Genomic DNA, 8,952 nt, shown 5'->3' with positions numbered 1-8,952 from the left:
GCGTGCCGTGCCCGTGCTGCGGAGCGGCGGCCGGCGCGGCGTCGGCAGCGCCTTCACCGTCGTCCGCGACGGCGGCACATGGCTGCTGTTCACCATGGACGCGGCGGGCCCCGGCGGCCGCGGCCTGGCCACCTTCACCAGCTACTGGTCCTGCACCGCGCACGGCCCCTGGCACGGTCCGAACGGCGCGGTCACCCCGCCCCGGCCGCCCGACCCGGCGGACTCCGACGAGCGCACCGCGGTCTACAACCCGCAGGCGCACCCTGAGTTCACCGGCCGGCCCGGCCTCGTGCTCAGTTACGACGTCAACACCCTCGGCCCGCCCGGCACTCCGGCCGCCGGCGCGGTCAACGACGACGTGACGCTGTACCGGCCGCGGTTCCTGCGGGTACGGATGACGGCACCTGACTGAGCGTCACCCGGCTGCGACTCACTCGCCGTTCCCGTAGCGGATCAGGTCGGCGGCCCGTTCGGCGATCATGATGGTGGGGGCGTTGGTGTGGCCGCGCGTGATGCGTGGCATGACCGACGCGTCGACGACCCGCAGGCCTTCGACGCCCCGGACCCGCAGCGCCGGATCGGTCACCGCGTCGTCGCCCGTGCCCATCCGGCAGGTGCCCACCGGGTGGTACAGCGTCTCCGCCAGCGCCCGCACCATGGCCTCGGCACCGGCGTCGTCCGTGCGTTCCGGACACGGCGGCAGCGCGCCGCCGACGTGCGGGCGCAGCGCCGCGGTGCCGTACAGCTCGTCGGCGAAGCGCACGCCCGCGACCATCCGCCGCAGGTCGGCCGGCGCGCTCAGGTACGCGGGCTCGATGCACGGCGGCGCGGCCGGATCGGCGTCGGTCAGCGTGATCCGGCCGTGGCTCTCCGGCTGCAGCAGGATGACCCCGATGGTCACGCCGTGCTCGGCCGGCGGCGTGAGGCCGTGGCCGACGAACGGCACCGGCGCGAAGATCAGCTCCAGGTCCGGCGCCGCCAGCTCCGGGGCGCTGCGGATGAACGCGACGGCCTCACCGACGTTCGAGGTCAGCGGGCCGCGCCGGGCCAGCAGATAGCGCGCGATGTTCGCGGGCGTATCGGCACCGGTGAGCGTGACCGGGTGCTGCGCGTACCGCAGTACGGGCACGGAGAGGTGGTCCTGCAAGTGCCGCCCGACACCCGGCAGATCGGCCACCGGCGCGATGCCCAGCGCCTTGAGGTCGTCGGCGTCGCCGATGCCCGAGCGCAGCAGCAGTTGCGGGGAACCGATCGCGCCGGCGCTCAGCAGCACCTCGCGCCGGGCCCGCAGCACGCCGTCCGCCAGCTCCACCCCGCACGCCCGGCCGCCGTCGAAGAGGACGTGGCGCGCCTCGCTGCCGGTGACCACCGTGAGGTTGGCGCGCCGCAGCGCGGGCCGCAGATAGCCGTCCGCCGTGCTCCAGCGCCGCCCGCGCCGCTGCGAGAGCGGGGTCGCCGCGCAGCCGCTGTGATCCGGGCCGTTGAGCTCCGGCAGCAGCGGCAGGCCGGATTCCGTACAGGCGTCGAGGAAGGCGGTGGAGAGCGGGTGGAGGTCGCGCGCCGGGGAGATCCACAGGGGGCCGGCCGCGCCGTGCACCGGCTCCTTGCGCCCCTCGCCGCCCGAGGGCGGGCCCGCCCACCGCTCGGCCCGCCGGAAGTAGCGGGCGACCTGGTCGTACCCCCACTCCTCGCCGGCCGTCGCCGCCCAGGCGTCGTAGTCGTCGCGGTGGCCGCGCACCCACATCATCGCGTTGAGCGAGGACGAGCCGCCGAGGGTGCGGCCGCGCGGCCAGTACAGCGCCCGGCCGTCCAGCGCCTCCTGCGCGGTGGTGGTGAAGTCCCAGTCGTACTCCGTCTTGAACAGCTTCGGGAAGGCCGCGGGGATGCGGACCTCCTGCCTGCGGTCCGGGCCGCCCGCCTCGACCAGCGCGACCCGCACCGTCGGGTCCTCGGACAGCCGCGCGGCGAGCACACAGCCCGCGGAGCCCGCCCCGACGACGATGTAGTCGTACGCTCCCGAAGCCGCGCCCCCGTGCGTTCCTGACCGCCGTGTCATCCGCAACTCCCTTGCGCCGTCGGCATGGTGACCGGAGTGATCGCCGACAGCAGCGTAGAGGAACGGCCGCCGCCCGGTCAGCGGTGCGGGCAGTGGTCAGGAGTGCGGTGTGCTGTCCGGAGTCGCCGTGGGGGTGCCCTGCGGGGACGCCGAGCGCGGTGTGATGTACGGGTAGGCGTTGTTGCCGCCGCAGACCAGCGGGCCGACCTCGACGTCCTTGCCGCGCACGGTCACCGGGACCTCCTCGGGCGGCCGGTCGCCGGGCACCTGCCCGTTGGCCGCCGTGCACACCAGCTGGCTGAGCGCCGGCTGGTCGAGCTTCTCCGGGTCGGCCGGCATGGCCACCGTGAGGCGGCCGGCGCGCGAGGTGACCGTGACCTGCCCGCGCAGGTCCGGCAGCGCGGTCGTCAGGCCCCGCTGCCGCTCGGCGGCGTTCGGGCCGGTCAGCAGCAGGTCGACGGCGCGCTGCGGGGTGGCCGGGCGGTCCGCCGACCGCGCCGCGGACCGCAGACCGGTCGAGGCGAGGAAGAACAGCTGCACGTCGGCGGGGGCCTGCCCGTCCGACTTCAGCCCCGTCGCCGGCTCCCCGGCGTCGATCACATCGCTGGGCTCGACGCCGCAGCCGGCCAGCGTCGCGCCGACGAGCAGCGCGGTCAGGGCGGCGGCCGCCCGGCGGCGCCTCATGGGCCGCACGCGCTTCACCCACCTCGCATACTTCACCCGCCTCACCCACCTCGCACGACTCATGCCTCCTCCTCGCCCGAGCGCAGCGGCAGCTCGATCGTGAAGACCGCGCCGCTGTCCGGCTCCGGGGAGTTGGCGGCGCGCAGGGTGCCGCCGTGCAGCCGTACGTTCTCCATGGCGATCGCCAGCCCCAGACCGCTGCCCTCGGACCGGGCCCGGGCCGAGTCCGCCTTGTAGAAGCGGTCGAAGACGTGCGGCAGCACCTCCGGATCGATGCCCGGTCCGTTGTCCGCCACCTCGATCACCAGCCGGCCGTCCTCCGGAGCACGCAGCCGTACGGCGACGGGCTCGCCCCCGTGGTGCAGCGCGTTGCCGACCAGATTGGCGACCACCACGTCCAGCCTGCGCGGGTCCAGCCGGGCCCGCACGCCCGCCGCGAGATCGGCCGTCACCCGGTCCTGCCACGCCCTGGCCTGCAGCGTCTTACGGATCGCCTCCGCGACGTCCACGTCGTACACATGGAGCGCCGCGGCACCCGCGTCGAACCGCGACACCTCCATCAGGTCTTCCACCATGCGGGCCAGTTTGCCGGTCTCCTGGCTGATCAGCCGCACCGCCGACGCGGTGTCCGGGTCCAGCTCCCCGGCCTCCACGTCCTCGTCCAGTACGTCCGTGACCGCGCTCATCGCGGCGAGCGGCGTGCGCAGCTCGTGCGAGACGTCCGCCGCGAACCGCCGCGAGTTGGACTCCAGCCGGCGCAGCTCGGCGACGTTCTCCTCCAGGTGCGCCGCCATGTCGTTGAACGTACGGGACAGCTCGGCCAGTTCGTCCCCGCCCTTGACCTCCAGCCGGGTGTCCAGCTTGCCCTGGGCGAGCCGCCCGGCCGCCTGCCGCAGCTTGCGGACAGGGCGCAGCACGCCACGGGCCGCGAACAGCGCCGGTACGAGGGCCAGCGCCAGCACCGGCAGCGCGCCCCGCTGCGCGGCGCTCACCAGCTCCTCGACGTTGGCCTCCTCGGCGCGCAGCGGCAGCCGGGCGTAAACGGAGAGCGCCGAGGGGGCGCGGTCGTGCGCCCGGGTGACCGGCATGCCGATCAGCAGCCACGGCTCGCCGCCGCGCTCGACCCGCTGGAACGCCGGTACGTGCCGCCGCTCCACGGACTCCCGCAGCGCGTCGGGCACCGCCACGTCCGCGTCCGAGCCGTCGCCCGGCACGCCCTCGTAGTCCGCCTCGACGTCCCAGTCCCGGGCCTTGCCGGACCGGTCCAGCTGCCGGGCGAACTCGTCCAGATCGGCCCGGCTGGGCGGCACGGGCAGGTCGGGCGCGAGCGAATTGATCTGCGCCCGCAGATCGTTGATGGCGGTGTCCTGCGACCGTTCCAGGATCGCGTTCCGGGCCTCCCGGTACGTGAGCGCGGCAGTCGTCAGCGCGCTGACGGCCGCGACCAGCAGAAACGCGACGACCAGCCGGGCCCGCAGGCCGCGCAGCAACTGGCGCAGCCGGGCCCGCCGGGAGCCGGCCGGGGGAGCCGTCGGCGGGCTCGCGGCCGACCGGGCGCCGGAGTGGTCGTTCCCAGCGGTCCGGACATCGGAGGAGCCCTGCCCGGCGTGCCGGTCCTCGGAGTGGTCCCTCACAGTGGGCCGAAGCGGTAGCCGAAGCCGCGGACCGTCTGGACGTAACGCGGGCTGCGCGGGATGTCCTCGATCTTCGTCCGCAGCCGCATCACGCACGCGTCCACCAGCCGCGCGTCCCCGTGGTAGCTGTGCTCCCACACGTGCTCCAGCAGCTGCTGACGGCTGAACACCTGCCCCGGCGCCGCCGACAGGAACAGCAGCAGCTTCATCTCCGACGGCGCCAGCGCCAGGTCCTGGCCGTTCTTGGCCACCACCAGCCCGGCCCGGTCCACGACCAGTTCGCCGTGCGCCTCCACCGGCAGCGGGCCCGGCTCGTGCGGTGCGGACTCGCCGAGCGCGGGCGGCGCCGTACGCCGCAGCACCGCCCGTATGCGGGCCTCCAGCACCTCACCGCGGGCCGGCTTGACGATGTAGTCGTCCGCGCCCGCCTCCAGGCCGAGCACCACATCGAGGTCGTCGCCGCGCGCCGTGAGCATGATGATCGGCAGCTGCCGGTCGGCCCGGATGCGGCGGCACACCTCGAAGCCGTCCTTGCCCGGCAGCATCAGGTCCAGCAGCACGATGTCGGGCCGGAAGGCCGGCAGCGTGGTCAGCCCCTCCTCGCCGCTGGCCGCGGCCGCCACCTCGTGGCCGCGCCGCCGCAGCGCGAGCGAGACCCCGTGCCGAACGGCGGCGTCGTCCTCGATGAGCAGTACTCGTGGCATGTGACCAGTATCGGTACGTTTCTTGACGGGTCGGTAACAGGGGCACCCGACGGGGCCCCGTCACGCCCTCCCGGCTCTCTCAGCTCTCGCCACCGAGCAGCTCCGCGAGGCCGCCGTCCACGTCGAGCCGCTCCTCCCCGGCGGGCACCGCCTCGTACGCACGCGTCAGGAAGAGCCGGATGTCGGCGGAGCTCATCTGGACCATCGCGACGCCGTCCGCCACGTGCAGCTCCAGTACGGTCCGGTCGCCGCCGAGCGGCCGCACCCGTACGTCGCCGGTGCCGGACGCCCCGCGCAGCCCCTCGGAGAGGAGCTCTCGCGCGAACGTCCACTCCACCGCCGCGCCGTCCAGCGAGATCTCCGGCGGGAAGGACATCCGTACGGCCAGCGGGTCTGCCGGGTGGTAGTGCAGGGTGGCGGGCACCGGACGCGACCCCGGCGCGGTCGCGATCAGACGGACCTGCACGGCTTGGTCGATGGCGCTCTGCATCGCGGCTGCTCCCTTACGGCTGTCGGGTCGTGATCGTGGCCGGGTGTGCACACGGCCCACTCTGCTAGACGCAGTGCCCGGGTGAGCCGTGCATGTGACATGGGTGTGATCTATGTCATGTCAGGTGTGATCCGTGTCGTCTGGGGGAGGCGCCCACCTTTGGCTCCCTCCCGGGTCCGATGTGTCAGATACGGAATATCAGGTGCTCCTACTGGGCGCGCACCCGGGTCCCGCCTTTCACGCCTCGCGCAGCAGCGCCGCGAGGTCGGCGTCCACGTCCAGGAAGCGGGACTCGGCGCCGCGCGGCACCACGAGGTACGCACTCGACAGGAAGCGCCGGAGATCGGCGGAGGCGAACCGGACCATCGCCATGCCGTCAGCGGCGTGGAACTCCAGCATCGTGTGGCGCGGTCCGCACGGCCAGGCGTGCACGTCACCGTCCCCGGCCGGCCCCTGCAGCCCGTCCGCCAGCAGATCGCGGCCGAACGTCCAGCGGACCTCCGCGCCGTCCAGAGAGGCAGCGGCCGGGAAGATCGCCTGGACGGCGAACGGGTCGGTGCTCTTGTAGCGCAGACGGGCGAGGACGGCGCGCGACTGCGGTTCCGTCGCGATGAGGCCGGCCTGAACAGCGTGGTCGATGATGTCCGGCATCGTCGGCTCCCTGGTGTCTGTCCGGTGCGGTTCCTTGCCTGTACGACATCTATGACGACCGCATCGTTACGGCAGTGCACCGGATTTCCGCGTGAGCTGCGTCACGGGTCCCCGGGGAAGCGGACAACCGCTCCTCACGCCGACCGCGCACCGCCTCCCGGGGGCAGCGGCCGGAAGCAGGACGCGTTCGCTCTCCGCCGGTTGCCGTACGCGCCCCGGCGCCCGGGGCGACCGCCGGATACGCCGAACGTACCGGCCGCCACCGCCGGACACGCGTACGCCACTCCGGAGCGGCGCAGCGCCCCGGGGCGGGTCCTGCGACTGAGGCCCCGGGGCGGGCTTCGAGGCCGGTCCTACGACCGGTACTGCTCCACCTGGGACGACGGGCGGACGGCCGCCTCGTCCGGGTTCTGCCCGAACTCGCTCTTGGCGCGCCGCTGCCGCAGCAGGTCCCAGCACTGGTTGAGCTCGCGTTCCAGCGCCGCCAGCTGCGTGCGCTCCTCGTCACCGCCGCTCTCCTCGTCGGCGATGCGCTCGCGCAGCGCCTTCTCGGTCTCCACCATCGCCGCGATACGGGAGAGGATCTCCTGCTGGTCCATGGGTCACTCCTCACTACCGCACAAGCCCCTGGGCCTTACGGCTCACTGTAGGAAGCGGCGCACTCGACCGCGATTCGGCGCGGCCGGGCTTTGCCCCGGCGGCCGGGGCCGCTCTCAGGTACGCGGGTGCCCAGTCTCAGGTACGCGGGTGCCCAGTCTCAGGTGCGCGGGGTGCCCAGCCGCCCTTCGAGGTGCAGCAGCAGGTCGGAGAGGGTCGTGGAGAGGTTCCCCAGCTCCTCGCCGGACAGCCCGGACAGCAGGCTGGACTCGAACGAGAGCTGATCGGGCAGCAGCCGGTCGATCAGCTCGCGGCCCTGGTCGGTGAGGCTGAGGTGGGCGACCCGGCGGTCGCGCGCATCCGCGCGCCGGGCGACCAGGCCGCGCTCCTCCAGCAGCCGCAGCCGCTTGGTGACGGCGGCACCCGACGCGAACGTCTCCCGCGCGAGCTGCCCCGGAGTCAGCTCGCGCCCCGTGCGCCGCAGCGTGCCGAGCAGGTCGAATTCGGCGCGGGTCAGCCCCTCCTGTACCAGCGGTGCGTCCACCGCCTGCTGGAGCAGCGCGGAGCAGCGGTTGAGCCGGCCGATCACGGCCATCGGCCCGGTGTCGAGACCGGGATGCACCTGCTGCCACTGCCGCAGCACCCCTGCGACGATGTCCTCGGCCACGCTCAGCTCTCCTTCGTCCGCCGTTCTTCCGCGCCCATTCTGCCCACGGGGCGCGTACCCGTGTCTCACGCCGGGGCGGGGCCGCCGACGTACGCCTGGTATTGCTGCTGCTGGTGGTGGTTCGCTGTCCGCTGTCCGCTGGGCCGTTACGCCGCCAGCGTCGGCGCGGTGAGGCGCCGGACGAGGCGGGCGAGGGTGCGGTGGCCGTCGCGCTCGGTGAGGGTGACGCGCTCGGCGGGCAGGGCGCGCTGCCACCACTCGCCGGAGGCGACCTCGACGGCCTCGCGCAGTTCGACCAGTGCCGCGGCGAGCCGGTCGCGGGCCCACCCCGCTTCGTGGTCGTCCGGCAGATCCGCGTCGAGCACCGCGGCCGCCGCTTCCCTGGCCGCGACGACGCGGGCCACCGCGGCCTCGATGCGGTCGGTGGCGCGCCGGTTGGTCACCAGTACGCAGCAGATCAGGCCGATGATCGCGCCGACCACCGTGTCCACCCACCGGTCGCGCACGAGGACGTCGGCGGGCATCGCGTTGCCGAAGGAGGTGAGCAGCAGCGCCATCGGGGTGACGCAGACGGAGCCGAGCCAGTAGTTGCGGGGAATCCACGCCTCCGCGCCGACCTGGAAGAGGAGCACCAGCAGCACCATCGCCAGGTGACCGGTGTGGATCACCGGCAGCAGCGCGGTGAAGAGCAGCAGCCCGAGGAGGTTGCCCAGCGCGCGCTGGACGGCGCGCTGCCAGGAGAGCGTGGTGTTGGCCTGGAAGACCGAGGCCGCGGTGACCACCGCCCAGTACGGGTGCTCGGAGCCGATCGCCATGGAGGCCCAGCCCGCGAGCGTACAGCCGATCATGACGCGCGCCCCGAGCGGCAGCAGCGGCGAACCGGGCCGCAGCCGCGCCAGTACGGGCCGGAAGCCGCGCAGGTGGTCGGGGGAGGGGCGCCGCAGATCGGCCACGCCACCGTCCTGGCCGGGGCCGGGGCCGGAGCCGGAGTCGGAGCCGGCGGGGGTCGGGGTGGCCGGGGTGGCTGGGGCCGGGGTGGTCGGGGCCAGTGCCGCCCGGCCGGTACGGGCCATTGCCTCCTGGTCGGCGGCGATGCCCGCCAGCTCTGCGGTCTGCCCGGCGTCCAATGCCACCTCGGGCAGCGGCCGGCCGCGGCGCAGGTCATGCGCCCAGGCGTCGAAGCACGCGGCGTCCGCGGCGCGGGTGGCGGCGTCCGAGGCGCGCGTACCAGGGGCTATGGCGCGGGTACCGGCGTCTGCGGCGCGGGCGCGGGCGCCGGTGGTCGGCTCGGCCAGGGCGGACTCGGCCTGGATGAGCAGGCCCTCCAGGCGGGCCCTGGCGGCGTACTTGGCCGCGCTGCGGGCCGGTACGAGGAACAGCGTCTGCCAGGCGGCGTTGACCGCGGCCGCGGTGGCGTGCCGGGGGCCGGCGGCGGCGTCGGGCGCGGCACGCAGCAGCCCGGCGGCGGC

9 protein-coding genes and 1 pseudogene are annotated in these 8,952 nt (G+C 74.3%); 1 reads left to right on the top strand and 9 read right to left on the bottom strand.

Annotated features, from left to right (window positions below):
* Positions 1 to 412 (top strand): annotated as a pseudogene (locus ABT381_RS33770) (hypothetical protein); the annotation flags it as partial.
* Between the two features lie 18 nt (positions 413 to 430).
* Here the strand turns inward: ABT381_RS33770 and ABT381_RS33765 are convergent.
* From ABT381_RS33765 to ABT381_RS33725, 9 genes are all read right to left on the bottom strand, one after another.
* The gene (locus ABT381_RS33765) at positions 431 to 2,056 is read right to left on the bottom strand and encodes a GMC family oxidoreductase (RefSeq protein ID WP_351601236.1); all 1,626 of its coding nucleotides are present in this window, start codon (positions 2,054 to 2,056) and stop codon (positions 431 to 433) included.
* Between the two features lie 96 nt (positions 2,057 to 2,152).
* Entirely contained in the window at positions 2,153 to 2,740 is a 588-nt protein-coding gene (locus tag ABT381_RS33760; protein WP_467754440.1) for a hypothetical protein, read from the bottom strand.
* A gap of 59 nt (positions 2,741 to 2,799) precedes the next feature.
* Complete coding sequence (locus tag ABT381_RS33755) at positions 2,800 to 4,239, bottom strand: ATP-binding protein (RefSeq protein WP_351601239.1); 1,440 nt, start codon at positions 4,237 to 4,239, stop codon at positions 2,800 to 2,802.
* A gap of 131 nt (positions 4,240 to 4,370) precedes the next feature.
* The gene (locus tag ABT381_RS33750) at positions 4,371 to 5,078 is read right to left on the bottom strand and encodes a response regulator (RefSeq protein WP_351601231.1); all 708 of its coding nucleotides are present in this window, start codon (positions 5,076 to 5,078) and stop codon (positions 4,371 to 4,373) included.
* A 79-nt stretch (positions 5,079 to 5,157) separates the two neighbouring features.
* On the bottom strand, positions 5,158 to 5,568 hold the full coding sequence (gene ssgD, locus ABT381_RS33745) for a spore wall synthesis regulator SsgD (RefSeq protein ID WP_351601228.1): 411 nt from the start codon (positions 5,566 to 5,568) through the stop codon (positions 5,158 to 5,160).
* A gap of 237 nt (positions 5,569 to 5,805) precedes the next feature.
* Positions 5,806 to 6,219, bottom strand: coding sequence for a spore wall synthesis regulator SsgD (gene ssgD / locus ABT381_RS33740; protein WP_351601227.1), 414 nt, complete (start codon positions 6,217 to 6,219; stop codon positions 5,806 to 5,808).
* A 353-nt stretch (positions 6,220 to 6,572) separates the two neighbouring features.
* A complete protein-coding gene (locus ABT381_RS33735; RefSeq protein WP_351601226.1) occupies positions 6,573 to 6,818 on the bottom strand; it encodes a DUF2630 family protein in 246 nt (81 codons plus the stop codon).
* Positions 6,819 to 6,976: 158 nt separating this feature from the next.
* On the bottom strand, positions 6,977 to 7,483 hold the full coding sequence (locus ABT381_RS33730; RefSeq protein ID WP_351601225.1) for a MarR family winged helix-turn-helix transcriptional regulator: 507 nt from the start codon (positions 7,481 to 7,483) through the stop codon (positions 6,977 to 6,979).
* A gap of 146 nt (positions 7,484 to 7,629) precedes the next feature.
* On the bottom strand, positions 7,630 to 8,952 hold a 1,323-nt coding region (locus ABT381_RS33725; protein ID WP_351601222.1), incomplete at its 5' end, for an FUSC family protein.

This window comes from Streptomyces sp. NPDC000151 (genome assembly GCF_040301705.1).
Taxonomy (GTDB): Bacteria; Actinomycetota; Actinomycetes; order Streptomycetales; family Streptomycetaceae; genus Streptomyces.
This window is presented reverse-complemented; position numbering and strand designations above follow the sequence as displayed.